Raw genomic sequence first — 26,838 nt, 5'->3', positions numbered from 1 at the left:
CCCATCGAAGGAGTGACGAATGACAGCAAAGATCATTGATGGAAAAGCAGTTGCAGCAGAAGTGCGGGCAGAAGTTGCCGCGGTGGTGGCCCAACGGGTTGAGGCCGGTAAATCGCGGCCCGGCCTGGCTACGGTGCTGGTGGGCGAGAACCCGGCCTCGCAGGTATATGTGCGCATGAAGCAAAAAGCTTGCGCCGAGGCAGGGATTGAATCGTTTGGCTATAATTTGCCGGAGGATACTTCGCAGGAAGACCTGGAAAAACTGGTGCGCGAATTGAACGCCGACGAACGGGTCAACGGTATTCTGGTGCAGCTGCCTCTTCCCAAACATCTCGATGAAGAGCGCGTGCTGGCTGCCATCAGCCTGGATAAAGACGTGGATGGCTTTCACCCGGTGAATATTGGCCGCCTGGCGCAGAAAGGGCGCAAGCCGCAGTTTATCCCCTGCACGCCAGCCGGCTGCATGCTGCTGCTGCGAAAAAACCTGGACTCTCTCGAGGGAGTCAACGCGGTGGTGCTGGGCCGCTCGAACATTGTGGGCATGCCAGTGGCGCTGCTGCTGGTCGAGGCCAACGCGACGGTAACGATTTGCCATTCGCGCACCAAGAATCTGCCGGATGTGGTTCGGCAGGCGGATGTGCTGGTGGCGGCGGTGGGCCGGCCAGAGATGGTGCGCGGCGATTGGATTAAGCCGGGCGCGGTGGTGATTGATGTGGGCGTGAATCGGATTGATGACCCGAGCGCCAAAAACGGCACGCGCCTGGTGGGCGATGTGGCGTATGACGAAGCAGTGGAGGTGGCGGGCGCGATCACACCGGTGCCGGGTGGTGTGGGACCGATGACGATTGCCATGCTGCTGCAAAACACGCTCAAAGCCGCAGAGCTGTCTGACAAACAATGACATTTATCACGTTGTCAGACAATTGACAATTATTGAAAATGTTGCTACACTTCTGCTATACTCAATTGTAAGACAAATGAATTTTCCCGCTGTGGCGGAATTGTTTTGGGCGTGATCAGATTTTGAGAGCGAGCGACTAGTCTATGTCTACTCTTTTAGTCAAAAATGCGAATCTGATTGTAACCATGGACGACCACCGGAGTGAAATACTCAATGGTGGTCTTTTTTGTCGGGATGGCTTTATTGAGCAGGTGGGGGCGACCAATGACCTGCCTTCCCAGGCAGATGAAGTGCTGGATCTCAGCGGGCACATTGTCTTACCAGGGCTGATCAATACCCACCACCACTTTTATCAAACGCTGACGCGGGTTGTGCCCGCCGCGCAAGATGTAAACCTGTTCCACTGGTTGAAAACACTTTATCCGATTTGGGCGCGCATGAACCCGGAGGATATCTTCATCTCCACCAAGACGGCTCTGGCCGAGCTGGCCCTCTCTGGCTGCACCACCGCGTCTGACCATCTGTACCTGTTCCCGAATGGCTCCAGGTTGGATGATGAGATCGCTGCGGCGCAAGAGATGGGCATGCGCGTTCACGCCTCACGCGGGTCGATGAGCCTGGGCGAGAGCAAGGGCGGACTGCCGCCCGACAGTGTGGTGGATACGGAAGAACACATTCTGAAAGATTCGGTGCGGTTGATCGAGCGCTATCACGATCCCAAACCGGGTAGTATGGTGCAAATTGTGCTGGCTCCCTGCTCGCCGTTCAGCGTAACGGGCGAGCTGATGAAAGAGAGCGCCAAAGTGGCGCGGCAGTATGGTGTGCATCTGCACACGCACCTGGCTGAGACCAAAGACGAAGAAGTGTTTTGTGAAGAGAAATTTGGTTATCGCCCGGTGGCGTACATGCAGTCGGTGGATTGGGTGGGCAACGATGTGTGGTTTGCCCATTCGGTGCACATCCAGCCGGAAGAAATTCAAGTGTATGTGCGTGAAGGCTGCGGCGTGGCGCATTGCCCGTCTTCGAATATGCGCCTGGCTTCAGGAATCGCGCCGGTATGGGAGTACCTGCAGGCGGGTGTGAAGCTGGGCCTGGGCGTGGATGGATCGGCCAGTAACGACGGCTCGCACATGCTGGCCGAAGCGCGGCAGATGCTGATGCTGGCGCGGGTGCGCGCGGGGGTTATGGGCGCGTCCCTTTCGCAAGACGGCGCGCCGCCCATTCTGACGGCTCGCCAGGCGCTGGAAGCGGCCACGCTCGGCGGCGCGGCTGTGCTGGGAAGAACGGATATCGGATCGCTGCAAGCAGGCAAATGTGCTGATTTTGTGGCTTTTGATCTGCGGCAACTGGATTACGCTGGCGGCCTGCATGACCCGGTGGCAGCCCTGTTGTTCTGCAACCCCACCAAGGTGAGTTACAACTATGTGGCTGGCAAAGCGGTGGTGCGAGAAGGCCAGTTTGTAAACCTGAATCTTGAGAAGCATATCGAACGGCACAATCAGGCGGCCAAACGGCTGGTTTTGGGTGAGTGATCAGGAATAGCCAGAAAGGAACTGCGCGCATGGCAAAAGACGAACCAACCACAACTTCTCCGCAAACCTACCAACGGTTGCAGAACCAACTGGCGCAAATCATCGCTGTGACGAAACCAGGCGAGAGGCTGCTGGCTGAGCCGGAACTGGCCAAGCAGATGGGCGTTTCGCGGGCAACCCTGCGTGAAGCCATGCGCACGTTTGAAGGCCAGGGATTGATCCGCCGCCGGCAGGGTGTGGGTACGTTTGTGGTGGGCCATCCGCAGGTGATTGAAACCGGCCTGGAGGTGCTGCAGAGTATTGAGACCCTTGCCAAGCGGATTGGGCTGGAAGTTTCGATGGGCGATTTGAAAATCTCCAAAATCGAAGCCAGCGCGGAACAGGCCCGGTCGCTGCAGGTGGAAGTGGAAGCGCCGCTCTTGCAAGTGTCGCGGGTGATTTTGACCGACGACCGGCCGGTAGCTTACCTGGTGGATATTCTTCCACAGAATTTACTCTCTCAAGAAGAACTGCAAGATGGATTCAACGGTTCGGTGCTGGATTTTCTGTTGCGGCGCAAACAACCGGCGCTGACCAAATCTCTCACCGACATTCAGGCGGTAGCGGCTTCTTCGAGTATCGCGCGGGCGCTGGAAATTCAGCGCGGAGACGTGCTTCTGATGTTTGTCGCGCGGTTGTTCGCGGAGGATGGTCGAGTGATTGACTTTTCCACAAGTTATTTTCTGCCTGGTTATTTTCATTTCCAGTTGGTGCGCAGGGTGGAATAACCAGCAGATCTTTATTGGTCCAGATTGTGCAGGTTCGCCTGCCGATGGGCAAAAAATTTAACAAACCTAAATATAAACAGGAGGTTTCGGAATGCGCAGCTTTTTAGGTCGAGATATTCTCAGTTTGAAGGAATTTGAGCGAAATGAATTCTTCCACATTTTTGAGGTGGCGGATGAGATGGCGCCCATCGCGAAGAGCCGCCAGAATTCGGATATGCTCAAAGACAAAACCATGGTTACCGCTTTCTACCAACCCAGCACCCGCACTCGCTTGGCCCACGAGGCCGCGATGCACCGCCTGGGTGGTCATGTTACTGGCTTCTCAGACGCGAAAATGACCCGCGCTGGCGACTGGTACCAGGAATCGATTAAAGACACCGTAAAAATGCTGGAATTCTACGGCGATGTGATTGTGATGCGCCACTTCCAGCAAGGCGCTCCGCAAGAAGCGGCCAAATGGGCTTCTGTGCCGATCATCAACGGCGGCGACGGCTGGGGCGAGCACCCGACCCAGATCTTAACCGACCTGTACACCGTGTTGACCGAGAAGGGCCGTCTGGATGGGTTGAAATGGCTGGCGGTGGGTGATATGCGCATGCGCACCATGCACTCGCTGGGTTACGCGCTCTCGCAGTTCGACTGCCCGGTAACCTTTGTGGCCCCGCCCGATATGTCGCTGACCGATGAATTCAAAGCCGAACTGAAGCAGTACTGTGTGGACTTCAAGGAAGCCGAGCATGTTGAGCAGGCGATTGCCGACGCGGACGTTATTCTGGTTGAGCCCGTGGTGCAGCCCGATTACACCAAAGCCCGTCAGGAAGCCGGCGAGCACGGCATGACCCCCGCCAACTACAAGATTACCCGCGAACTGCTGAGCACCAAAGCCAAGTCCGACGCGATTCTGCTGCACTCGCTGCCGCGCATGGATGAGATTCCCCCCGATGTGGATATCACCCGCTGGTCACGCTACTGGCAGGAAGCCTTTAACGGCGTTGTGATGCGCATGGCTCTGCTGGGCCTGGTTTTAGGCGCGATGGAATAAGCTTCATCTAAGGTAGGGACAGGTTCATTTTTCCTGTCCCTATTCTTCTTTGTTCATCATTTTTTTCATTCTTGCCAGAATCATTTTCTACTTATTAGAAGGAGTAAAGAACATGATTAGCGATCTGCGTGGACGAGATTTCATTACTGACCTGGATTTCAGTGTTGAAGAAATTGATACCATTCTGGATGTGGCCTGGGATTTGAAACGCAAGCGCGCGCTGCGCGAACCAACCCCCTACCTGCGCGACAAAGCCCTGGCGATGTTGTTCTTCTTTGCCAGCACCCGCACCCGCGGCGCGTTTGAGACCGCTGCCATTCACCTGGGCGCGATTCCGGCCTTTATTGAGAGCCGCGTGACGCAGATTTCTCACGGCGACACCGAGCGCGAAATGGGCCAGATTTTTGGCCGCATGTACGACGGCATTGCCATTCGCCACGTTGAGTGGGGTGTGGGCAACAAGTACGTCAACCTGGTGGCCGAAGCCTCGCCGGTGCCGGTGATGAACATGCAGTGCGAATACTACCATCCCTTCCAGATTCTGACCGATCTGATGACGATCATGGAGCAGAAGGGCCGCAATCTGCGCCGCAAGAAGATGGTGATGTCTTGGGCATACGCGGATTCGTACCAGAAACCGATGTCGATCCCCAACAGCATGGTGCTGCAAATGCCGCGCTTTGGTGTGGACCTGGTGTTGGCGCACCCCAAAGAATTCAAACTGCCCGACTCGACCATTGAGTTTGCGCAGGAAACCGCGCGCAAGAACGGCTGCGGCTTTGAGATCACCGACGATATGGAAGCGGCTTTCAAAGACGCGGACATCATCTACCCGAAATCCTGGGGTCCGTGGATGACCACCACCGACAAGGACGAAGCGGGCAAGATCATTAAACAATACGAAAGCTGGATTTGCGACGAGCGCAAGATGGCCCTGGCCAAAGAAGACGCCATCTATATGCACCCGTTACCGGCTGACCGCAACATCGAAGTTACAGACGCGGTTTTGGACGGACCGCAGTCAGTTGTCTTCCCCGAAGCTGAGAACAAGATGTACATCGCCGAAGCGGTGATGGCGCTGACGATGGCGTAATCCACTACTATTATTGGAGATTGGAAACCATGTCTGAAAAGAAAGTTGCAGTTGTTGCCATTGGTGGTAACTCCCTGATTCTGGATAAGAAACGACAGAGTGTTGAAGACCAATACGCTGCCGCGCAAGAGACCGCCAAGCATATTGTGGATATGATCGAGGCCGGCTGGGACGTAGCAATTGGTCACGGAAATGGCCCGCAGGTGGGCTTCATTCTGCGCCGCTCTGAAATTGCCCACAAGGTTGAGGGCATGCATGAAGTTCCGTTGGATGTTTGCGGGGCAGACAGTCAGGGCGCGATTGGGTATGCCATTACCCAGAACATGCAGAACGAATTAAAGAAACGCGGAATCAATAAACCGGTAGCCACCATCATCACCCAGGTGCGCGTAGACGCGGATGACAAGGCTTTCGAGCATCCCTCAAAACCGATTGGCGGTTTTATGGATGAACCCGAAGCGATGAAGCGCAAAGAAGAGTTGGGCTGGTCGGTTGTGGAAGATTCTGGGCGCGGTTGGCGGCGTGTGGTTGCCTCCCCGATTCCGCAGGAAGTGGTCGAGCTGGATTCAGTAAAGACCCTGATTGACGCGGGTGTGATTGTGGTAACCGTGGGCGGCGGTGGTATTCCGGTGATTAGGAACGCGGACGGTGAGTTGAAAGGCACCGCGGCTGTGATTGACAAAGATTTCGCGAGCAGCCTGCTGGCGCGCGAGATCAACGCCGACCTGCTGCTGATCTCCACTGCGGTGGAAAAAGTGTACCTGAACTTCGGCAAACCGGATCAGAAAGCTTTAGACCGTATCACCCTGTCGGAAGCCAAGCAATACCTGGCCGAAGGCACGCACTTTGCCAAAGGTTCCATGGCGCCCAAAATTCAGGCGATCATCTGGTTCCTGGAGGCGGGTGGAAAATCGGCCCTGATCACCGACCCGGCCAATATTGGGCGCGCGCTGCGCGGAGAGACCGGCACCTGGATTATGCCAGACTAAAACTATAGCGGATAGATTGCTGCAAGCAACTTGAAGGGTTTGATCCCCTTCCTCCGGAGGATAACCGTCTGTGGAGGCACAGACGGTTATCGCCAGGGAGAAAACCTTAAAAGTTGGCAGGGTGTATAGTAACTTTGGTGGGTTTGAGTTACAATAACGAAGTTGTCTGGAACACTTGCACGGCAACAATCTATCCCACTCATCTTTTAACAATTATTGCGGTCCGTTCTTATCACGTCTTTTTTGCTTTTAACCGGCATTATTCAAAAGGTGTAAGAATCGGAAAAGGAGGTGCAGACAGAAGAATTGAAGGAGCCTTTAGGTTGGTTTCTGAAGGTCGTAACTGTTCTATCGTAGTCGCCAATTAGTTGATGAACTGGAGGAGTTCAAATGAAAAAACACTTGTTATGGCGCAGTCTGTCTTTGCTGATGGTGGTTGCATTTATGTTGAGCGCGTGCGCGCCGGCTGCCACCGAAGCTCCCGCCGAAGCCCCTGTCGTTGAACAACCGACAGCGGCGCCCGCTGCCACCGAAGCCCCGACTGAAGCTCCAACCGAAGCCGCGGCTGAAGCCCCGGCAGCACCGGAAGAACTGGTGTTCGGCTTGCTGATGGTTGGCCCGTACAACGATCGCGGCTGGAGCCAGGCGCATTACGACGCGGCTGAATACGTAACCGAAAAGATGGAAGGCGTGAGCTTTGTGTATGTGGACAAAGTCAACACCGCTGACCGCCCCGGCACCACGGGTGTTCAACTGGCCGAAAGCCTGTTAGACCAGGGCGCCAAAGTAATCATCTTCAACTCGGATGACATGAAAGTCGACGCGGTTGAATTTGCAAAAGGGCACCCCGACATTCCGGTGATCCATGCCTCCGGCGATACCGTCTGGAAAGATGGCATGAATTACGAAGAAATCCCCAACATGTCCAACATCATGGGTCAAATGGAATACGGTAAAGCAATGGCTGGCTGTGCGGCTGCTTTGACCACCAAGACCGGCCAAATTGGCTACCTTGGTCCATTAATCAACGATGAGACCCGCCGCCTGGCCGCTTCGGTGTACCTTGGCGCGCGATACTGCTGGGAGAACTACCTGGGCAAGGATCCGGCTGACCTGACCTTCAAGGTTACCTGGATTGGTTTTTGGTTCAACATCCCCGGTTTTACGGCCGACCCGACTCAGGTTGCGGACGATTTCTACAACAGCGGGTTTGATGTGGTTGTTTCCGGTATTGACACGACGGAAGCGCTGACCGAAGCGAAGAAGATGGTCGAATCGGGTAAAGAAGTTTGGGCGATCCCCTACGATTACAAGGATGCCTGCGCGGAAGCTACCGAAGTCTGCCTGGGCGTTCCGTACTTCAACTGGGGCCCCAGCTATGTCAAAGCACTGCAGTCGATCCAAGACGGCAGCTACGCTTCCTTCTTTGAGAATTCTGCCCCCGATTGGGCGGACATCAACAACCCCGATACGTCTATGATCGGGTTCAAGAAGGGCGACGCGCTGAGTGAAGAGGCCGCCACGAATTTGGATGCGTTCATTGCTGAACTTGCCGGCGGTTTGAACCTGTGGACCGGTCCGTTGAATTACCAGGACGGTTCGGTGTTCCTGGCTGAAGGCGAGACCGCGACCATGCAGCAGATTTGGTACTTGGGCCAGCTGCTGGAGGGCATGCAAGGCCAGAGCGTTGCTGAGTAGATCAGCTTAATTGGATGGGAGAAGGCATTTTGCCTTCTCCCTCCTTATCAAAGAAACCGCGAGCAAACCATGAAAGTTGAACTTCGGAATATTCATAAATCCTTTGGCCCGGTGCATGCGAATAATGGGATCACGTTAGACGTGCCCGCGGGTACGATCCAGGGAATTTTGGGAGAGAATGGCGCGGGTAAAAGCACGCTGATGAAGATTCTCTCCGGCTTTATTCGCGAAGACGCAGGCGAAATTGTTCTGGATGGGAAAACTGTGCGGATCAACACGCCTTCTGATGCGATTAAGTACGGAATTGGAATGCTTCATCAGGATCCGCTCGATTTTCTGCCGATGCGCGTGCTGGATAATTTCATCATTGGCGCTGAGGGAGGAGTGTTCCCCAACAAGGCACAGGCACGCAAAGAGTTCACCGATCTGCAAGCGCAGTTTCATTTCAATATTGATCCAGACGCGTATGTTGACTCGCTCACTGTGGGCGAGCGGCAGCAGCTGGAGATTTTACGCCTGTTATGGTTGGGCGCGCGGGTGCTGATTCTGGATGAACCGACCACGGGCATCAGTTCATCACAGCGCGAAAAATTGTTCGCGACCCTGCAAATTTTATCCGAACAGGGCAAGACATTGTTCTTTGTTTCGCATAAATTGGAAGAAGTTGAAGGCCTGTGCCACCGCATCGCGGTGTTCCGACAGGGCGAGGTAGTGGGTGAAGTTTCGCCGCCTTACAACACCGATGATCTGGTACGGCTGATGTTTGGCAAGGAAGTTAAATTAAATGAGCGCGAGGAAATCGCGCGTGACGGGACCGGCATCCAGTTTCAAAATATAACCATAGAAGACTCACGCATGCGGATCAGTAACATTGATCTGGATATCCGCCCGGGAGAAGTCATTGGTCTGGCGGGGATGGCCGGTTCGGGCCAGCGCCAGTTCTTGAAGGCCTGCTGCGGGCTGTTGAAACCGGTAGCCGGCAAAGTCCATTTGCATGAAAAAGACCTCACCGGTAAGCCTTACCATGAATTCCTGGCGAATGGGGTTGCCTATGTTCCGGCTTCGCGGTTGGAGGAAGGGCTTATCGAGGGGCTGACTCTGAATGAGCATTTCATCCTGGCTGAAAAGCAGGAAGGCTTCATCATCAACAGAGATAAGTACAAATCGATTACTCAGGAGCGAATTCGCGAGTTCAACATAAAAGGACGGCCGGGGAGCCCGGTAGAGGCACTCTCGGGTGGAAATCAGCAGCGGGCTTTGCTGGCGCTGATGAAGACGCCGTTGGATTTTTTATTGGTAGAGCACCCCACGCGCGGTCTGGATGTTGAGTCTTCCATTTATATCTGGGGAAAACTGAAGGAACGCTGCCGGCAGGGTACGTCGATTGTGTTTATCTCGGCAGACCTTGAAGAAATATTGCATTACAGCGACCGCGTGCTGGTCTTCTTTGGCGGCAAGGTTTCGCGGCCGCTGGACGCGCGCAGCACATCGGTAGACCAATTGGGCCAGTTGATTGGCGGTAAAGGCTTTGAGGCCTGAGAGGAGCGCACATGGAAAAGAGCAAAACACGCATAACAGACATCGCCTTTCGGGTAGGGGCTGTGCTGCTGGCGCTGGTCTTCACCACCATCGTGTTGATTGTGGCAAAAGCGCCGCCGTTGAAAGCCTACAGCGAAATCATTAATGGTTCGCTGGGCTCAATGGTGAAAATGGCGGACGTGCTGGTGGCCTTTGTGCCGCTGCTGCTGGTAACATCGGGACTGCTTTTTACCTTCACCGCCGGTTTGTATAACCTGGGCATTGAAGGCCAGATTGTGCTGGGCGCCATCTTCACCACCGGGGCGCTGCGCATGATGCTGAACAGCACCCTGCCGCCCGCGCTGATTATTCTGCTGGCGGTGCTGGCGGGCGCGCTGGGCGGGGCGTTGTGGGCGGCCCTGGTGGGCGCGTTGAAAACCTTTGGCGGTGTCAATGAGATCTTCGGTGGTTTGGGCTTGAATTTTGTGTCCACCGCGCTGACCATCTGGCTGATTTTTGGCCCGTGGAAACAGCCGGGCGTTGGCTCGATGAGCGGCACCAAACCTTTCCCGGAGACAATGTGGCTGCCCATGGTGTCTGGTTTCCGTTTGAGCTGGTGGTCGGTAGGGCTGGCCATAGTGGGTATTCTGGTGGTCTACGGGCTGCTAAACGGCACTTATTTTGGCTTGAAGATGAAGGCGGTAGGCAAGAACTTCCACGCTTCGTATATTATGGGCATTCCCCATACCCGCTACATGATGATGGCATTCATCTTGTGCGGTGTTTTCGCGGGTCTGGCCGGGGCTGTTCAGGTGGTGGGTGTGTATCACCGTCTGATCCCTTCCATTTCTTCGGGTTACGGCTTCCTGGGGCTGTTGGTGGCGATGCTGATCAATTACCAGGCATTGTTTGCCATTCCGGTGGCGCTGTTTTTTGCTGGTTTGAATATCGGCTCGATCCAACTGCCGATTGTGCTCAAGCTGGACTCGGCTCTTTCCGGTGTGCTGCAAGGTTCGCTGGTGTTGTTTGTGGTCCTCATGGAAGGTGTGCGGCAGCGCTTCACGCGAAAGGAGACGGGCAAAGATGGAAACTAACCTGATACTTGTTGGCCTGGCCGGGGTTCTGGCGGCAGCCGGTCCGATTGTTTTCGCGACGATTGGCGAGACCATTACGGAGCGCGCCGGGGTGATTAATCTGTCGGCAAACGGCACCATTCTGCTAACGGCGATGGCCGGGTTCGCGGTGTCGGTGCAAACCGGCAGCCTGGCGCTGGGCTTTCTGGTCGGCGCGGTAATTGGCGCGCTGGTGGCGCTGGTGGTGGCATTTTCCAGCATCACCCTCAAACAGTCTCAAATTGCGGTTGGGTTCATTCTGGCGCTGCTGTGCCGCGATCTGGCCTATTTTCTGGGCAATCCTTTCATGGGGCTGCCCGGCAAGCGCGTCCCGTTTTTGCCCATCCCGGTGCTGAAAGATATCCCGATTCTTGGAAAGCTGTTTTTTGAGCAAGATATTCTGGTCTATTCCAGCTTTTTGCTGATCGTGCTGGCGTATGTGTACGTTTTCAAAACCCGCCCCGGCCTGACGCTGCAAGGAATTGGCGAACGCCCGGCAGCGGCGTTTGTGCGCGGCGCGGATGTGAACCGCCTGCGCTATCTGTACACGGTTATCGGCGGCGCGTTAATTGGCCTGGCCGGCCCGATGTATTCGTTGAGCGTGAAAGCGGGCTGGAAGGGCACCATCTCCGGGTTGGATGGGATTGGCTGGATTGCTCTGGCGCTGACCATTTTCGGCGGCTGGAATCCGCTGCGCGCAGCGCTGGGCGCGTATTTGTTCGCGCTGCTGCAGTGGTTGGGCCTGGTGCTGCAGCCCAGCCTGCCGGGCATTCCTTCGCAGGTGCTGCAGGTGGCGCCCTTCCCGTTGATGATTTTGACGCTGCTGCTGGTGAATATTGGAAATGCTGAATGGGTTGAACGCACGCTGGCGGGTATGCCCGAGGCTTCTCGCCGTGTGTTCGCGAAAATATTACGCGCAATGAGAACATCCCCCCCCGATTCATTAGGAGTTCCTTTTGAAAATGAATAAACAAACCATATTTCGATTTGCTGGTTATAAGTGTTCGCTATGCGGCCATGAATTTGGGCCAGGTGAAGTAACTTATGTTTGCCCGCATGACGGTGGCAACCTGGACGTGGTGCTTGATTACCAGGCCATTCGCGCCAGTGTGCAGATATCGGACATCACCAGCCAGACGGAGCCTTCTTTGTGGCGCTATCTGCCCTTGCTGCCGGTTTCGGACCCCGGATTCAGCGGCACGCCGCTGCACATGGCCGGTTGGACTCCGCTTTACCAGCCCGAGCGGCTGGCAAAAGAGCTGGGGCTGCAGCAGTTGTGGGTGAAAGATGAAGGCCGCAACCCGACCGCCTCTTTCAAAGACCGCGCCAGTTCGGTAGTGGTGGCTCGCGCGCGGGAGATTGGCGCCGAGGTGGTGGTAACAGCCTCCACCGGCAATGCCGGGGCAGCCCTGGCGGGCATGTCTGCGGCGGTCGGGCAAAAAGCGGTGATTTTTGCCCCGAAGACCGCGCCGCCGGCCAAAGTGGCGCAGCTTCTCATCTACGGCTCGCGGGTGATTCTGGTGGACGGAAATTATGACAGCGCCTTTGACCTGACCATTCAGGCAGCCAACGAGTTTGGCTGGTATTGCCGCAACACTGGCTACAACCCCTTCACCGCCGAAGGGAAAAAGACCGCCGCGCTGGAAGTTTGGGAGCAGGTGCTGTTGAAGATGAAAGGCGCGAAGAAACCGCTGGCGCTGTTTGTGTCGGTGGGTGATGGCAACATCATCTCGGGTATTCACAAAGGCTTCAAAGATCTGCAGGCGCTGGGCTGGCTGGAGCAGATGCCGCGCATTTTTGGCATTCAATCTGAAAATTCGGCGGCGGTGGCCAATGCCTACTTCGCCGGAACCGAAGTGATTACACCCGTCTCAGCGACCACCATCGCGGACAGCATTTCGGTGGACCTGCCGCGCGATGGCGTGCGGGCGGTGCGCGCGGCCACGCAGACGAACGGCGCGTACATCACCGTTTCGGACGAAGAAATTTTGAGCGCGATCCCCGAATTGGGTAAAGTGGGTATCTTTGCCGAACCGGCTGGTTCCACGGCGTACGCGGGCCTGGTCAAGGCCATCCGAACCGGCCAGATTGGGCCGGATGACCCGGTGCTGGTGCTGAACACTGGGAACGGATTGAAGGATGTGAAATCGGCGATGAAGGCCGCCGGTGAAGCGCCGGTGATTGAACCAAGCATGAAGGCGCTGAACGCGTTTTTGGCAAAAGGATAAGGCTGCCTTTGGCAGCGCGAAAGAGGTAAGGATGATGCAGCCTACATTCAGCATTATTGCCCCGGTTTTCAACGAGCGGGAAAATCTACCCGCTTTGCGAGAGCGTGTGAGCGAGGTGATGAACCAGACGGGGGAGCCGTGGGAACTGATTCTGGTGGATGACGGCTCGAAGGATGGTTCTACGGATATCATCCGGCAGATGGGCAAAGAGGATGAGCACGTGCGCCCGGTGATCTTTGCCCGCAATTTTGGGCACCAACTCGCCGTAACGGCGGGGTTGGATTACAGCCGGGGCAAGGCTGTGGTGATCATTGACTCAGACCTTCAGGACCCGCCGGAAGTGATTTTGGATTTGATTGCCAAGTGGCGCGAAGGCTATGAGGTGGTATACGCAGTGCGGGCAGAGCGGGAAGGCGAAACGTGGTTCAAGATGTTCACCGCTTCGTTGTTTTACCGCATTATCTACCGCATTACCGATGTCGATATTCCGCTGGATACGGGAGATTTTCGCCTGCTTGACCGCCAGGTGGTCAATGTGATGAATTCGATGCGCGAGCGCCACCGCTTTTTGCGCGGGATGAGCGCGTGGGTGGGCTTCCGGCAAGTTGGGGTGGCCTATAAGCGCCGCGCGCGGATGGCGGGCGAGACGAAGTATCCGTTCAAGAAGATGCTGCGGCTGGCGCTGAACGCGATTACCGGCTTCTCGTATTTTCCCTTGCAGGTGGCTACTTATATGGGGTTTATCAGCGCGGGGGTCAGCATTCTGGCGATCCCGGTGGTGATTATCATGCGCCTGATGGGCGACCAGGCATTTCTGGGCCAGGCGAGCACGTTGATCTCGGTGTTGTTTTTAGGCGGGGTTCAACTGATCTCGTTAGGGATCCTGGGTGAGTATATTGGCCGCATTTATGATGAAGTGAAGGGGCGTCCCCTCTATATTGTGCACGACGCGCCCACGAACGATTCTCAACCTAACCAACAGGAGTGATGAAGGAATGGCAAAAATTGATTTAACTGTTTTTGAAGACCGACGCAAGAAGGCGGTTCGCCGGGCGAAAGAGCGCAATATCATTATCCCGACTTTCGCGCAGATGAAAAATCCGGATTTAATCCCGGATACGATTAAAGCTGAATTGGCAAACATTGGCCTGTGGGATGTTACTGCCCGCAACTTGTTCCGCATTACCTGGAAGAATGAGCCGAAATCGTTTGGCGGTCAGTTTGGCGGCGTGAATTACTTGGAGCTGCCCAGCAGCCTCACCGGCGTTCCCGCCCGCATCGTTGTTTTGGTTGGAAAATGGTTCCCCACCGGCGCGCACAAAGTGGGCGCCACCTTTGGCTGCCTGGTGCCGCGCCTGGTAACCGGCCAGTTTGACCCCGAAACGCAAAAAGCGGTCTGGCCTTCCACCGGCAACTACTGCCGCGGCGGCGCGTATGACTCGACCTTGCTGGCCTGCGAATCGATCGCGATTCTCCCCGAAGGCATGAGCCGCGAGCGCTTCGACTGGCTGAAGACGGTTGCGGGTGAGATTATCGCCACCCCCGGCACCGAATCGAATGTGAAAGAAATCTTCGATAAATGCTGGGAACTGCGCCGCAGCGGTGAAGATTTGATGATCTTCAACCAGTTTGAGGAGTTTGGCAATTACCTGTGGCACTATGAAGTAACCGGCCACGCGATGGAAGAAGTATTGAAGCAGGTAATGGGCCCCAAAGACAATTACGCAGGTATGGCGCTGACCACCGGTTCGGCGGGCACGATTGGCTGCGGCGATTTTATCAAGCAGCTTTACCCCACCTCGAAGATCGCCGCCAGTGAAGCGCTGCAGTGCCCCACCCTGCTGGAGAACGGCTTTGGCGCGCACCGCATCGAGGGGATTGGCGACAAGCACGTGCCGTGGATTCACAACGTCAAGAACACCGACATGGTGATGGCGATTGATGACGCCGCGGTGGTGAACATTTCGCGCCTGTTCAACGAGCCGGCCGGGCGCGCCTATCTTGTGAAGAAAGGCGTCCCCGAAGCATTGGTGCCGCAGTTAGACCTGCTCGGTTTCTCTGGTATTGCCAATGTGCTTTCCAGCATCAAGATGGCTAAATACTATGAGTGGGGCGAGAACGACGTTGTTCTGACTGTGTTGACCGACTCGATGGAACTGTACGGCAGCCGCTTAAAGGAAATGCACGAAGAATACGGCCAATACACGGAAGCTGACGCTGCCGAACACTACGCCCGCTACCTGCACGGCGAGCGCATCGACAACCTGCTTGAGCTGACCTACGCGGACCGCCGCCGGGTGCACAACCTGAAGTATTACACCTGGGTGGAACAGCAGGGCAAGACCTATGAAGAGATTCTTGATCAATGGTACGCTCCCGATTACTGGACTGAATTCCAGTCTCAGACCGAGGAAATCGACGAGCTGATCAACGAATTTAACGCCATGACCGGCCTGTTGAAGTAACCGCTGCGAGACAACAAAAGAACGAAAAAGGACGCCCGCGCGATGGGCGTCCTTTGTTGTTAAGCCAGGGAGATGACGTCTTGGGGGGTGATAGGCAGGCGCGCGGGCGGTGTGCCGGTGGCGGCGCGCACCGCGCTGGCAGCGGCCGGGGCGGTGGGCACCATAGCAATTTCGCCAATGCCTTTGGCGCCAAAGGGGCCGCTTTCTTCGGGAAATTCGAGCAGAACGGTCTTTAATTCCGGCGGCGCGTCCAACACAGTGGGAATGAGGTACTCTGAGAAGCGGTCTACCCAACGGTTGGGCGCGGCCAGGCACATATCTTCACTGAAGGCGTAGCCAAGGCCCTGCAGCACGCCGCCGGTGATCTGCCCTTCGACCCCGGCTCGGTTGATGATTCTGCCCAGGTCGTGAATGGCGGTAACGTGGGTGGGAGATACCTGGCCGGTCTGCGGATCGATTTCAACGCGGATGACGTTGGCGCCAAACACAAATTTAACGTGCGGCATGCCAAACGGTAAATCGGGTGGGGTGTTGGGGCTGTAGGGGAATGAAAATGTGGCCATGCCCTGAATGGGGCTTTCCGTTTCGGCGATGATCCTTCCGGCGAGAAGGTTGAATGGGATGGCCGTGGCTGAGGGCGCGTCAACGCGCTGAATGCGGCCGCCGGAATAGATCAGAGAGGATTTTTCCACCCCCAGGTAGCCAGCCGCGGCGGAAAGCAGGGCGTCTACTGCATGGTCGGCGGCGAGAAGAATGGCGTTGCCCACGTTGTAGGTCATGCGCGAGGCGCAGGTAACCCCGCTGTTGGGGACGTTGAAGGTGTCCAGTTCCGATACATCCACCATGTCCATCGAAAGGCCGAGCGCCTGGGCGGTCATTTGGGCGGCCACGGTGGCAAGCCCCTGGCCGAGGTCAGCAGCGCCCAGGAAGACTTTGACGCGCCCATCGCTTTGCCACTCCAGGCAAATGGAGGTGTCATCGGGAACACGGAACCCCAGCCCCATCGTTTGAAGACCGAGGGCGAACCCCACCCCGGCCTTGCACCCTTCCGCAGCGGGGATGGCCGCGAGGCGGTTCATTTCGGTTTCGGCCTGATCCAGAATGGCGGGCAGGGCTTCGGGCTGGTTGACGGGCACGCCGGTGTAGGCCAGGTCGCCGGGCTGCCAGATGTTGCGGCGGCGGACTTCGATGGGAGAGAGCGAAAGCGTCGCGGCGATGCGGTCCAGGAGCGATTCAATGCCAAAGGCGGCCTGGGGCGCGCCAAAACCGCGGAACGCGCCGCAGATGGGGGCGTTGGTGTAAACCAGGCGTGAGGTTACGCTGACGTTGGGAATGTGGTAAGGCCCCGGAACCGTTTCGGTGAAGAGCTGCATTACCGCCGGGCCGTAAGAGGCGTAAGCGCCTGTGTCCAGGTCGGCGTGGACTTCCAGGGCTGTCAGGCGGCCGTCGGCGCGGAAACCGGCGCGGTAGCGCAGGCTGGCCGGGTGACGGCGCGGGTGCGCCAGAAATGAGTCGGAGCGGGTGTTGACCAGGCGCAGGTTTTTGCGCGTTTTCCAAGCGGCCAGGGCGGCCAGAATGGCGAGAGACGAGTCTTCTTTGGCGCCGAAAGCCCCGCCCACCGCGGCACTGATGACCTGTACCTGGTCTTCAGGCAAGGCCAGCACTTTGCAGATGGCGTCGCGGTCAGAGAACGGCTTCTGCGAGGTGACCCACACGGTGAGCATACCGTTGGGGTCGACGCGCACGGTGCAGGCTTCCGGCTCGAGGTAGGCCTGGTAAACGCGCTGAAGGGTAAATTCGGCTTCGAGGGTGTGGTCGGCCAGGCGAAAACCCTGCTCCAGGTCGCCGGTGGAAACAGAGACCCTATCGAGCAGGTTGCCGGGCTGGTGCACCGCTGGGGCGTTGGGAGCCAGGGCGGCGGGGATATCCAGCGCGGCGGGAAGCGGCTCGTAGGAAACGGAGATGGCCTGGCAAGCGGACTGGGCGGCGGCTTGCGTTTCGGCAACGACGATGGCCACCGGTTCGCCAAGAAAGCGGACTTTGCCGGAGGCCAGTACAGGGCGGTCGGGGATGATGTCTCCGAAGGTTTTTTCTCCGGGCACATCTTCGATAGTGATGACCGAATAGACGCCGGGCATGGCCTGCGCGGCGGTCGTGTTGACTTCCAGAATGCGTGCATGGTGGTGGGGACTGCGCAGCACCACCGCCCAGGCGGGGTGTTCAAGGGGGATGTCCGCGGCGTAGGCGGCACGGCCGGTTACCTTTTCGCGGGCGTCAATGCGGGGAACGGACTGTCCGATGAGGGAATTCGGCTGCATTTTTTATCTCCTGAACGGGGATATGGAAGGCGCTTTGAATTGATTATACGGGGGGGATGAGGGCGGGCGCAACCCGGAGTTGAACGGATTTTTAGCGGGCGCGGGGAGAAAGGAAAGAGAACGGCCGGGCTTAGACAAAATATCGAAGTTGTGAAAGTGGTACACTATAATTAATTTTGCAGCAACCGCGTTGGAGCAGGCAAAGTATGGCGAATTTTGGTTTGCAAGTGCATCCCTCTTCCCTTATTCTTGTGGCGGTCATGCCGTCTGCGCGTGATTTGGAAATTGCCAGAGTGCTGGGCTGGTACCGCATTCCGCTGCGCTCGGCGCCCAAGGTGGTGGATGTCGATTACCTGGCGTTTTACCAGACGGCGGCGTTTGGAGCGGATCACCGCTGGAAGATTGAGTGGCTGGCGCCGGTGCGCGGCCACGAACTGGTAACGCGCGCGCAGTTATTTCGAGACGAGCCGGATCACCCGCGAGCCAAAGAAGAGTATTACAAAATCCAGGTTGGCGGTCTGCTGCCGCTGAGCGTTCCCATTGTGGCCAGCTACTGGAAGCGCTTCACGTTCCTGTATTCCACGGGCGAAATGCTGCTGCAAGCGCGCGAGTTGAAAGATCTGGTGGTGAAGACGGAAGAGCGCGAGCTGCTGTGGAAGGCGCTGCGCGAGCGGGCCGAAAAGTCTCAACATTACCAGCCTGACGTACCAGGCGGCATGGAGATTGACGCGGCGCTGCTGGCGATGCTGGGGGCGTTGGACAAGATTTCTGAAGATTCAGCCGTTGAGTGGTAGTTTTCTCTCGGAATATCCATATTTGTATTCAGGAGGATGTGATGACAACAATCATTAAAAACGGCACCTTAATTACCGCCGCAGATACATTTGAGGCTGATATTTTAATCGAGGGCGAGAAGATTTCGCTGGTGGGTAAAAACCTGCAGCCCCCGGCGGGCGCCGAGGTGATCGATGCCAGCGGCAAGCTGGTGATGCCGGGCGGTGTGGACCCGCATGTGCACCTCAACCTGCCCATGTTTGGTACGGTCAGCTCGGACGATCACTACACGGGGCACAAGGCGGCCGCGTTTGGGGGCACCACCACGGCGCTTGATTTCATTCCACACGGGCCTGGCAGTTTCCGCGAGAATATTGACGGCTGGCACGCGCGCGCCGATGATCTGGCGGCGATTGACTTCGGCTTTCACATGAATGTGGAACGGGTGAATGATGACGTGCGCAAAGAATTTCATGTGCTGGGCGAAGAGGGAATTTCATCGATCAAAGTGTTTTCAGCCTACAACAATCGCATGCGCCTGCAAGATGGCGATATCTTCCGGGTGCTGCGCATGGCCGGTGAGCGGGGATATTTAACCATGATGCATGCCGAGAACGGTGATGTGATTGAACAGTTAGTGGCAGAGGCGCTGGCCAATGGCAACATATCAACGGAATGGCACGCGCACACGCGGCCGGCCTGGGGGGCGGTGGAAGCCGCCCTGCGCGGTTTCGCGATGGCCGAACAGGCCGGTGCGCCGCTTTACCTGGTGCACATGAATACCGGCGGCGAAACCGATATGCTGCAGTACGCGCGCGAACGCGGTCTGCCGGTGATGGGCGAAACTTGCCCGCAGTACATGTTCTTTACGCTGGAAGATTTACAGCGCCCGGACGGCGCGAAGTGGATTTGCTCGCCGCCCATGCGCAGCAAGGCCGATAATGAGCGTATCTGGAAAGGCGTGATGGAAGGGACGATCCAGACGATTGGAACTGATCACTGCCCGTTCTTTTATGACGGCACCAAGCCGATCCTCTATGAAGGCAAGGAAGTGGCCATTCCGGGCAAGGAACTGGGGAAGAACAATTTCACAGAAATTCCCAACGGTCTGCCGGGCATTGGCGATCGTCTGCCAATTTTATGGACATACGGGGTGGGCAGCGGTAAGATCACGGCCAACCAGTTTGTGGCGCTGTGCAGCACCAACCCCGCTAAGATTTTTGGCATGTATCCGCGCAAGGGGTCGTTAATGCCCGGCGCTGATGCGGATATTGCCATTTGGGACCCGGAGAAAACACTGGAATATGGGGTAAAGGTGGCGCATCACCGCACCGATTACAACCTGTTTGAGGGCTGGAAGCTGAAAGGCTACCCGGAGAAAGTGTTCTTGCGCGGCAAGCTGATCGTGGACGGCCAGAAATGGATGGGCAAAGCCGGCATGGGACGCTACCTGCACCGAGACGCATCGGCAGAGGTGTTATAATCTAGCACCTGTTTTCGCTTATGCTTGTACTCCTGCCCGTTTTGCTGCTGTTCCTGTTTGCCCTGGCGATTTTGGTGTGGTCCCAATTTCGTCCGAGTATTTCGTATTTGTGGCTGGCGGCTGCGGGTGGCTCCATTTTGGCCTGGGGGTTGGTGCTGGGTGCCCACTGGTTCAACCCCGACCCCTTCGCGCTACCGGTCTGGCAGACGGGGCTGGAAGCTCCGTTTGAACTGGCCTGGGAGTTGGACGAATTCTCCTGGCCATACGCCTTTGCGTTGAGCAGCCTGTTGCTGGCCGTGATGCTGACGGAATCGGCGCGGTTGCAAGAACCGGCCACACCTTTGCTGTGGGTGGGGTCGCTGGCGGTGAACGGGGCCGCGCTGCTGGGGGTGATGGCGAACAACCCCATCACGATGATCCTGGCCTGGACGGCGATAGATTTAATGGAAGGCTGGGTGGTTTTTTCGAACGCGCGCAGCGCGCAAAAAATTGAGCGCGTGGCAACTGCTTTCATTGTGCGCGTGTTTGGCACGCTGATGGTGATCTGGTCCATGTCTTACAGCGCGTCTCGCGGGGCCGAACTGGACTTTGCTAATATTTTCCCGGATAGCGCCATCTTTCTGCTGATTGCGGTGGGCTTGCGCATGGGGGTGATTCCGCTGCATGTGCCGTTCACCGAAGAATTGGAAGTGCGGCGGGGGTTGGGCACGCTGATCCGCTTTGCATCGCCGGCCTCGAGCCTGGTTTTGCTGGGCCATTTGCCGGTTAGCATTCAACTGGCCGGCAGCACGCCGCTGCTGCTCTCGCTGGCAGCCATCACCGCGTTGTACGCGGCCATCATGTGGGCCTCGGCCAATGACGCAATTAGCGGCCGGCCGTTCTGGCTGATCTCGATGGCATCTGTGGCGGTCAGCCTGGTCTTGAATGGCAGCCCGCAGCAATCGGTGATTCCGGGTATGACGCTGGTCTTGTTGGGGGGCGTGATTTTCTTATTCACGCAGCGCCGGCAGTGGATGGTGTATTTGCCGCTGGCAGCGGGCTTGAGCATGGCGGGCCTGCCGTTCACTCCTGCCGCGGGTCTTTATGAAATATTGGCGGCCCGGCCGTTGAGCCTGGCGAATGGACTGATCCTGCTGGCCTACGCGCTGCTCCTCTTTGGATACTTGCGTCACACGCGGAAACTGGGCCGCGAACCGGAGATACTGGAGCGATGGCTGGTGGTGGTCTATCCGGCCGGACTGCTGGTTCTGATTCTGGGTTTTTGGGCTTTAATGCTGATCTTGCCCGCGAGTTTCTTCACCGCCGGTGTGTGGTGGGCCGCTGCGATGGGGCTGGGGTTGGCGGTTGGGGGTGTTGTGCTGCAGGAGCGCTACGGCGCAACTCTGGCGCAACGCAGTCCGTGGGTGGTGGCGGTGTTGCGGCGCGCCGGGCGGTTTTCGGCTGACCTCTTACGCCTGGATTGGGTTTATCGCATTGGTAACTGGGTCTTTCGTGTAATTCAGCGGATTCTGCAGTTTGGCGTGACCATGCTGGAAGGAGATGGCGGCGTTTTGTGGGCGATGGTATTGCTGGTGCTGTTGGTCTCTTTCCTGTACCGGGGAGGCACACCATAGATGCTAACGATCCACGTTTTGCCGGTTTTCTTCTTAATCGCCAGTTCTATTTTAATTCTGCTGGCCCATCGCTGGCGCAATTTTTTAATCGGCCTGGCGGTGCAGTACATAGGGATTTTCTGGCTGGTGGCGCTGGAATGGCCGGTTGGCCTGGCCGCGGTCAAGCTGGTGGTGGGTTGGATGGCCGGCGCGATGCTGGCGGCTAATCATTTGGAAGAAGAAGTTGTGGAAAGCGATCCGCTTTCCAATGTATCCGGGAAAATCTTCCGTGTTCTGGCGGCGGTGATTGTGTGGGTGTTGATGTTTTCCATCGCTCCAGAGATTCAGCGCTGGATACCGGGACGCGACGAAATGTTGTGGGGCGGCCTGGTGTTGGTGGGAACAGGGCTGCTGCAATTGGGCTTATTTAATACCCCTTTGCGTGTCAGCCTGGGCTTATTAACCGTGTTGGGCGGGTTTGAGGTGCTATACGCTGTGGTGGAAACATCGATTCTAGTAACCGGTCTGCTGGCGATGGCAAACTTGGGAATCGCGCTGGTGGGGGCCTATCTGATCTCGGTGCCGGAGCTGGAGGTTAGCGAATGAGCGCGCCTTTGATCTGGGTCGTGTTCCCGCTGGGGGTGTCGGTTGGGCTTTGGTTCCTTAACCGGCAGCGCGCGTGGACGGCGGCGATTGCCACGGTTGTCTCTGCGCTGCTGGGTCTGCTGGCGCTGGTGCTGCCGATTGACCAATCCATTCGCATCGGCCGCAACCTGTTTCAGATCCAATCCACATTGAATCTGTTGGGGCGCCGCCTGGTGCTGGATCAGGCGGACACAACCTTTTTGGTGCTGGTGTTTTCGATTGGCATGCTGTGGTTCATTGGTGGGTGGATCATCCGCGCGCACGCGTATTTTGCGCCATTGGGATTGGCAGTTCTATCGCTGCTGGTAGCGGCCTATGCGGTGCAGCCGTTTCTGTACGCGGCGCTGGTGATAGAGGTGGTGGTGCTGTTATGTGTTCCTTTGCTGCTGCCCCCCGGCTGGAAAGCCAAAAAAGGGGTGATGCGGTTTCTCATCTTTCAAACCCTGGCGATGCCGTTTATTCTGCTGGCAGGGTGGGCCAGCTCGGGCGTAGAAGCCAACCCCGCCAATCAGTCTCTGACCTTGCAGGCTGTGGTGCTGCTGGGATTGGGGTTCGCATTTTTGCTGGCGAGTTTCCCCTTTTATACCTGGCTGCCGCAAATGGCTTCGGAGGCAGACCCCTTTTCGGCGGGTTTTGTGTTGAGTTTTCTTCCGACCATTGCTCTGGTGTTATTTTTGGAATTTTTGAACAGTTACGCTTGGCTGGCTGATTACCCGCAGCTTTCGACGGCGGTGAGGCTGGTTGGCATTGTGATGGTGGTGACCAGCGGGTTGTGGGCGGCATTTGAGAAGAACTTAAGGCGCATGTTTGGGTACGCGGTGATCTTTGAGAATGGACTGGCGCTGCTGGCGATCAGCCTGATGCGAGAAGCCGGATTTGCTTTGTTCGCCACGCTGCTGATCCCGCGTATGTTCTCGTTGGGCTTGTGGACGTACAGCATGACTTTGATGGCAAGGCGCGGCGATATGCAGCTTTCGGCGTTGCGCGGGGTGATCTACCGCCAGCCGGTGGCAGGCAGTGGGCTGCTGATTGCGATCTATACCGCCTTTGGGCTGCCACTGCTGGCTGGTTTCTACGGGCAAACATCGCTGCTGCTTAACCTGGCGGCTGATTCGCTGGTGGTGGTCGCCTGGTTCCTGATTGGTCAGGCGGGGATTCTGGCGGCGGCTTTTCGGGTGCTGGTAACCGTTCTTCAGAAGGATCAGGAAGAAGAAAAGGTCGAAGAGCGCTGGGTGGACACGTGGATGGTGATCATCGGCAGCGCGGGCACAATTTTGTTTGGCCTGGCCCCGGCCTGGCTGGCCGAACCGATTCAGAACATGCTGCGGGCGTTCCCCCGCCTTCCTTAAACGATCTGGCGAATTGGGCGGGTCTGGTATACAATCCTGCTAACCCGATTCACCCCGCTCGCTTTCCAAAAATATTATTCGGGCAAAGAGGTAATAAAATGGACTTCGAACAAATTGCCAAACGATTGGAATGGTTGGATGATGAACGCCGCAAAGATAAAACCACCATTGCCACGCTTGAGAAGCGTATCAGCGCGTTGGAAAGCGCGATCCCTGAGTCGCGGGACCAGATTAAAGAGATCAACACGCAGGTAGCGCGAATAGAAGCCGCTCTGAGCCGCATTGATCAGCTTGAAGAAAGCCTGGCAAAGATCAAAGTGGAACACAGCCGAGCCATTGAAGTGATCGAGAAGCAACGCGTTGAGCGTGAACGTGAGGCAGACAAAGTGCGCCGCGAAGACCTGGAATCGCTGCATAAGGCGATTGGCGAAACGCGCAAAGAGCTGGAGGTGCTGCCCGATATGCGCACCAAGATCCAGGCGCGAATCGAAGAAGATTACCGCCTGGGGCGGTTGATTTCTGAGCTGGAGAAGAAGTTTGACGAGAATGTGCGTTCGGATGAAGAATACCGCCGCTCCATCAAGCTGCTGGAGGAAGGCCGCCGCCAGGACACCAAGCGGCTGACGGATTTGCAGGCGGAAACTTCGGTGCTGCGCAAGCGGCAGGATGAACAGCGCGGCAAGGTGGATGTGGCCGCCGATTCGGTGCGCAAACTGGAACTGCGTGTGAGCGAGTTCGCCGCCATGGAATCGGAACGCAAACAGGCGCAGGTGGCTTTCATTGAAAAGCAAAGCATGCAAAACCTGGAGCGCGAGCGGATGTGGAAAGAATGGCAGGCGCAGTTTGAGACGATTACCCGCCAGACGTTGGACCTCGAAAGCCAGATGCAGGCGTTGGACGCCACGCACCGCACCGTGAAGCGCGCGCAGGAATCATTTGAAGAAACGCGCCAGCGCTTTGAGCGGCGGTTAAACGAAATTACTGAAATGCAGCGTCTGGTGGAAGAACGATTCCGCAATGAATGGGTGAATTTCAAGTCGGATGACCAGAAGCGTTGGACGAATTACACGATATCGCAAGAAGAGATGCAGCGCGAAGCCAACCGCAAAATTGAGAAGCAGACCGAGCGCCTGGTGAAAGTCGAGGATATGACTCAGGAAATGCACGACACACTCGAGTCTGTACTCAATGATACACGCGCGCGCCTGCAAAAGCTGCTTGCCTTCTCGCAAGAATTAATGGAAAGCAACCAGCAAACGTTCTCCAGTTAATCAAGGGAGCATGGCAATGCGTGTAATTGGAACCGCCGGACATGTTGACCACGGTAAATCGACCCTGGTGGCCACGCTCACCGGAACCCACCCCGACCGGCTCAAAGAAGAGCAGGAACGGGAGATGACGATAGACCTGGGTTTTGCCTGGCTGACCCTGCCGGACGGTGAAGAGGTAGGGATTGTAGACGTTCCCGGTCACCGTGACTTTATTGAAAATATGCTCGCCGGGGTGGGGGGGATTGACCTGGCGCTGTTTGTGGTGGCGGCAGACGAAGGCGTTATGCCGCAAACCCGCGAGCACCTGGCGATTCTGGATATTTTGAAAATTCCGGCCGGGGTGGTGGCCCTGACCAAAATTGACCTGGCCCCCGACGCGGAATGGCTGGACCTGATTGAGATGGACGTGCGTGAGACCCTGGCGGGCAGCGTGCTGGACGGCGCCCCCGTGGTGCGGGTTTCGGCGCGCAGCGGCGCGGGAATTACGGAATTGAAGCAAACCCTGGCTGCCAGCCTGGCCGGCCAGCCACGGCGACTTAACCGCGGTAAAGCGCGCCTGCCGGTAGACCGGGTATTCAGCGTGGCCGGATTCGGCACGGTGGTTACCGGTACGCTGTTGGACGGTGATTTGAAGGTGGGGGATGAAGTGGAAATTTTGCCGCCGGGCATCCGCGGGCGGGTAAGAGGCCTGCAAAGCCATAAACAAAAAGAAAACCAGGCGCAGCCAGGCAGCCGCACGGCGGTTAACCTGTCGGGGGTGGATACCCAGCAGGTGCGTCGCGGGCTGGTGGTTTGCAAACCGGGTTTTTACCGCGCCACACAGCGCTTTGACGCTCAATTTGATCTGCGGAAAGAAAGCAGCATTGCCTTGAAGCACGATACGCAGGTGAAGCTGTTCATTGGCGCGGAAGAAGTGGTGGCGCGTGTGCGGGTGATGGGGGTAGAGGAGATTGCGCCCGGCGAATCTGGCTGGCTGCAAATTGAGACCAGCGAGCCGGTGGTGGTGGCGAGAGGTGACCGCTACCTTCTGCGGCGGCCTTCGCCAAGCGAGACGCTGGGCGGCGGCATGGTGGTGGAGGCCCACCCCGAGAGGCGCTATAAACGGTTTTCGGCCAGCGTGCTGGAACGGTTTGCGGTGCTGGCGCAGGGCAATCCACAGGAGATTCTGCTGCAGACCAGCTCGGCCGCCGGAATGGTAACCGGCACCCAACTGATTAAGCTGGCCAATTTGCCGGCTGAAGAAGGCAAAGCCGCCCTGGCAGGCCTGGTGGGTGAGGGCGCGCTGGCGCTGCTCGAGCCGCAGCGCGGCGCTGAGGAGGGGCTGGTGATGGCGCAGGCAGCCTGGCAGGCGTTGAGCGAGAATATGGCAATCATACTGGAGCGATATCACCAGAGTTTTCCGCTGCGGGCCGGGATGCTGCGCGAAGAGTTAAAAAGCCGCCTGGGGCTGGAGGCGCGCGAATATAACGCCGCGCTGCAAAGCTGGGCCGCCGAAGACCGCCTGCGCGAGACGAACCGGCTGGTAGGCCTGAGCAGTCACAAAATTTGCTTTACACCCGCTCAACAATCCCAGGTGAACACCCTGTTGAAGAAATTCGCGGACGCGCCAACGTCTCCGCCGGGGGTAAAGGAATGCGTAGACGAGGTAGGGGAGGAGATTTATAACGCATTGACCGGCCAGGGACTGCTGCTGGCGGTGTCGAAAGAGGTGGTTTTTCGCAAAGAGGATTTTGATCGGATGTTGGAAATGATCCGGGAAGAATGGGGGAATGGAACAACCTTCACAATGGCGCAGGCGCGCGACCGGCTGCAGACCAGCCGGAAATACGCCGTGGCGCTGCTGGAGTATCTGGACGAACAGAAGATCACCGTCCGTGAGGGTGACGCGCGCCGGATAACCAACCTGGTTTGAATCGTTGACAGACTCGCCGCTGGCATTTATAATACTGCATGCTCTACCCGGCGAAATCGCTGGGGACATTTTATGCTGTACCCAAATCATCCCCAACTTACCCGCACTCTGGCGTTGCCTGCGTGCCGCGAGACCTGCGGAGAAGTGAA

21 protein-coding genes are annotated in these 26,838 nt (G+C 57.1%); 20 read left to right on the top strand and 1 reads right to left on the bottom strand.

The window, feature by feature from the left end:
* The first annotated feature begins 19 nt into the window (after nt 1–19).
* The 13 genes from folD to ADN00_RS03665 all read left to right on the top strand — a co-directional run bounded on the left by folD (nt 20) and on the right by ADN00_RS03665 (nt 15,345).
* Nucleotides 20–901, top strand: coding sequence for a bifunctional methylenetetrahydrofolate dehydrogenase/methenyltetrahydrofolate cyclohydrolase FolD (gene folD / locus ADN00_RS03725; protein WP_075061613.1), 882 nt, complete (start codon nt 20–22; stop codon nt 899–901).
* A gap of 143 nt (nt 902–1,044) precedes the next feature.
* Nucleotides 1,045–2,433, top strand: coding sequence for an 8-oxoguanine deaminase (locus ADN00_RS03720; protein WP_075061612.1), 1,389 nt, complete (start codon nt 1,045–1,047; stop codon nt 2,431–2,433).
* A 29-nt stretch (nt 2,434–2,462) separates the two neighbouring features.
* A complete protein-coding gene (locus ADN00_RS03715) occupies nt 2,463–3,200 on the top strand; it encodes a GntR family transcriptional regulator (RefSeq protein ID WP_075061611.1) in 738 nt (245 codons plus the stop codon).
* Between the two features lie 91 nt (nt 3,201–3,291).
* Entirely contained in the window at nt 3,292–4,242 is a 951-nt protein-coding gene (gene pyrB / locus ADN00_RS03710) for an aspartate carbamoyltransferase (RefSeq protein ID WP_075061610.1), read from the top strand.
* Between the two features lie 112 nt (nt 4,243–4,354).
* Nucleotides 4,355–5,335, top strand: coding sequence for an ornithine carbamoyltransferase (locus tag ADN00_RS03705; RefSeq protein WP_075061880.1), 981 nt, complete (start codon nt 4,355–4,357; stop codon nt 5,333–5,335).
* Nucleotides 5,336–5,364: 29 nt separating this feature from the next.
* Nucleotides 5,365–6,324: a carbamate kinase gene (arcC, locus tag ADN00_RS03700; RefSeq protein WP_075061609.1), complete on the top strand. Its 960-nt coding sequence runs from the start codon at nt 5,365–5,367 to the stop codon at nt 6,322–6,324.
* Between the two features lie 390 nt (nt 6,325–6,714).
* Nucleotides 6,715–8,022: a BMP family lipoprotein gene (locus ADN00_RS03695; protein WP_075061608.1), complete on the top strand. Its 1,308-nt coding sequence runs from the start codon at nt 6,715–6,717 to the stop codon at nt 8,020–8,022.
* Nucleotides 8,023–8,091: 69 nt separating this feature from the next.
* Nucleotides 8,092–9,561, top strand: coding sequence for an ABC transporter ATP-binding protein (locus tag ADN00_RS03690; protein WP_075061607.1), 1,470 nt, complete (start codon nt 8,092–8,094; stop codon nt 9,559–9,561).
* A gap of 11 nt (nt 9,562–9,572) precedes the next feature.
* The gene (locus tag ADN00_RS03685) at nt 9,573–10,634 is read left to right on the top strand and encodes an ABC transporter permease (RefSeq protein ID WP_075061606.1); all 1,062 of its coding nucleotides are present in this window, start codon (nt 9,573–9,575) and stop codon (nt 10,632–10,634) included.
* A complete protein-coding gene (locus ADN00_RS03680) occupies nt 10,624–11,622 on the top strand; it encodes an ABC transporter permease (RefSeq protein WP_075061605.1) in 999 nt (332 codons plus the stop codon). The genes ADN00_RS03685 and ADN00_RS03680 overlap by 11 nt, the downstream gene beginning before the upstream one ends.
* A complete protein-coding gene (thrC, locus tag ADN00_RS03675) occupies nt 11,615–12,880 on the top strand; it encodes a threonine synthase (RefSeq protein WP_075061604.1) in 1,266 nt (421 codons plus the stop codon). Before ADN00_RS03680 ends, thrC begins: the two co-directional genes overlap by 8 nt.
* Nucleotides 12,881–12,914: 34 nt before the next feature.
* Nucleotides 12,915–13,868: a glycosyltransferase family 2 protein gene (locus ADN00_RS03670; protein ID WP_082389899.1), complete on the top strand. Its 954-nt coding sequence runs from the start codon at nt 12,915–12,917 to the stop codon at nt 13,866–13,868.
* A 7-nt stretch (nt 13,869–13,875) separates the two neighbouring features.
* The gene (locus ADN00_RS03665; protein ID WP_075061602.1) at nt 13,876–15,345 is read left to right on the top strand and encodes a pyridoxal-phosphate dependent enzyme; all 1,470 of its coding nucleotides are present in this window, start codon (nt 13,876–13,878) and stop codon (nt 15,343–15,345) included.
* 59 nt (nt 15,346–15,404) lie between these two features.
* Here ADN00_RS03665 and ADN00_RS03660 read toward each other — a convergent pair whose 3' ends face one another.
* Nucleotides 15,405–17,663, bottom strand: a complete 2,259-nt coding sequence (locus ADN00_RS03660) for a xanthine dehydrogenase family protein molybdopterin-binding subunit (RefSeq protein ID WP_075061601.1) — start codon at nt 17,661–17,663, stop codon at nt 15,405–15,407.
* A 206-nt stretch (nt 17,664–17,869) separates the two neighbouring features.
* On the opposite strand from ADN00_RS03660, the gene ADN00_RS03655 reads away from it, so the two are divergent.
* The 7 genes from ADN00_RS03655 to selB all read left to right on the top strand — a co-directional run bounded on the left by ADN00_RS03655 (nt 17,870) and on the right by selB (nt 26,689).
* Entirely contained in the window at nt 17,870–18,457 is a 588-nt protein-coding gene (locus tag ADN00_RS03655) for a hypothetical protein (RefSeq protein ID WP_075061600.1), read from the top strand.
* A gap of 41 nt (nt 18,458–18,498) precedes the next feature.
* Nucleotides 18,499–19,920 carry a dihydropyrimidinase gene (gene hydA / locus ADN00_RS03650; protein WP_075061599.1) on the top strand — a complete coding sequence of 474 codons (1,422 nt, stop codon included), beginning with the start codon at nt 18,499–18,501 and terminating at the stop codon, nt 19,918–19,920.
* A gap of 20 nt (nt 19,921–19,940) precedes the next feature.
* Nucleotides 19,941–21,533 carry a hypothetical protein gene (locus ADN00_RS03645; protein WP_075061598.1) on the top strand — a complete coding sequence of 531 codons (1,593 nt, stop codon included), beginning with the start codon at nt 19,941–19,943 and terminating at the stop codon, nt 21,531–21,533.
* Complete coding sequence (locus ADN00_RS03640; protein WP_075061597.1) at nt 21,534–22,118, top strand: hypothetical protein; 585 nt, start codon at nt 21,534–21,536, stop codon at nt 22,116–22,118.
* Entirely contained in the window at nt 22,115–23,506 is a 1,392-nt protein-coding gene (locus ADN00_RS03635; protein WP_075061596.1) for a proton-conducting transporter transmembrane domain-containing protein, read from the top strand. Before ADN00_RS03640 ends, ADN00_RS03635 begins: the two co-directional genes overlap by 4 nt.
* A gap of 98 nt (nt 23,507–23,604) precedes the next feature.
* The gene (locus ADN00_RS03630; RefSeq protein ID WP_075061595.1) at nt 23,605–24,777 is read left to right on the top strand and encodes a coiled-coil domain-containing protein; all 1,173 of its coding nucleotides are present in this window, start codon (nt 23,605–23,607) and stop codon (nt 24,775–24,777) included.
* A gap of 16 nt (nt 24,778–24,793) precedes the next feature.
* Nucleotides 24,794–26,689 (top strand): selenocysteine-specific translation elongation factor, encoded by a 1,896-nt coding sequence (gene selB, locus ADN00_RS03625; RefSeq protein ID WP_160317457.1) that lies wholly within the window; start codon nt 24,794–24,796, stop codon nt 26,687–26,689.
* Nucleotides 26,690–26,838: the final 149 nt, after the last annotated feature.

Origin of the sequence: Ornatilinea apprima (assembly GCF_001306115.1) — a bacterium.
Classification (GTDB): Bacteria; Chloroflexota; Anaerolineae; order Anaerolineales; family Anaerolineaceae; genus Ornatilinea; species Ornatilinea apprima.
This window is presented reverse-complemented; position numbering and strand designations above follow the sequence as displayed.

Coding starts and splice junctions, on each gene's coding strand:
- folD (WP_075061613.1), top strand. CDS start 20: ATGACAGCAAAGATCATTGATGGAAAAGCAGTTGCAGCAGAAGTGCGG.
- selB (WP_160317457.1), top strand. CDS start 24,794: ATGCGTGTAATTGGAACCGCCGGACATGTTGACCACGGTAAATCGACC.
- ADN00_RS03690 (WP_075061607.1), top strand. CDS start 8,092: ATGAAAGTTGAACTTCGGAATATTCATAAATCCTTTGGCCCGGTGCAT.
- pyrB (WP_075061610.1), top strand. CDS start 3,292: ATGCGCAGCTTTTTAGGTCGAGATATTCTCAGTTTGAAGGAATTTGAG.
- ADN00_RS03720 (WP_075061612.1), top strand. CDS start 1,045: ATGTCTACTCTTTTAGTCAAAAATGCGAATCTGATTGTAACCATGGAC.
- ADN00_RS03660 (WP_075061601.1), bottom strand. CDS start 17,663: ATGCAGCCGAATTCCCTCATCGGACAGTCCGTTCCCCGCATTGACGCC.
- ADN00_RS03705 (WP_075061880.1), top strand. CDS start 4,355: ATGATTAGCGATCTGCGTGGACGAGATTTCATTACTGACCTGGATTTC.
- ADN00_RS03665 (WP_075061602.1), top strand. CDS start 13,876: ATGGCAAAAATTGATTTAACTGTTTTTGAAGACCGACGCAAGAAGGCG.
- ADN00_RS03655 (WP_075061600.1), top strand. CDS start 17,870: ATGGCGAATTTTGGTTTGCAAGTGCATCCCTCTTCCCTTATTCTTGTG.
- ADN00_RS03635 (WP_075061596.1), top strand. CDS start 22,115: ATGAGCGCGCCTTTGATCTGGGTCGTGTTCCCGCTGGGGGTGTCGGTT.
- ADN00_RS03680 (WP_075061605.1), top strand. CDS start 10,624: ATGGAAACTAACCTGATACTTGTTGGCCTGGCCGGGGTTCTGGCGGCA.
- arcC (WP_075061609.1), top strand. CDS start 5,365: ATGTCTGAAAAGAAAGTTGCAGTTGTTGCCATTGGTGGTAACTCCCTG.
- hydA (WP_075061599.1), top strand. CDS start 18,499: ATGACAACAATCATTAAAAACGGCACCTTAATTACCGCCGCAGATACA.
- ADN00_RS03695 (WP_075061608.1), top strand. CDS start 6,715: ATGAAAAAACACTTGTTATGGCGCAGTCTGTCTTTGCTGATGGTGGTT.
- ADN00_RS03685 (WP_075061606.1), top strand. CDS start 9,573: ATGGAAAAGAGCAAAACACGCATAACAGACATCGCCTTTCGGGTAGGG.
- ADN00_RS03640 (WP_075061597.1), top strand. CDS start 21,534: ATGCTAACGATCCACGTTTTGCCGGTTTTCTTCTTAATCGCCAGTTCT.
- ADN00_RS03630 (WP_075061595.1), top strand. CDS start 23,605: ATGGACTTCGAACAAATTGCCAAACGATTGGAATGGTTGGATGATGAA.
- thrC (WP_075061604.1), top strand. CDS start 11,615: ATGAATAAACAAACCATATTTCGATTTGCTGGTTATAAGTGTTCGCTA.
- ADN00_RS03715 (WP_075061611.1), top strand. CDS start 2,463: ATGGCAAAAGACGAACCAACCACAACTTCTCCGCAAACCTACCAACGG.
- ADN00_RS03645 (WP_075061598.1), top strand. CDS start 19,941: ATGCTTGTACTCCTGCCCGTTTTGCTGCTGTTCCTGTTTGCCCTGGCG.
- ADN00_RS03670 (WP_082389899.1), top strand. CDS start 12,915: ATGCAGCCTACATTCAGCATTATTGCCCCGGTTTTCAACGAGCGGGAA.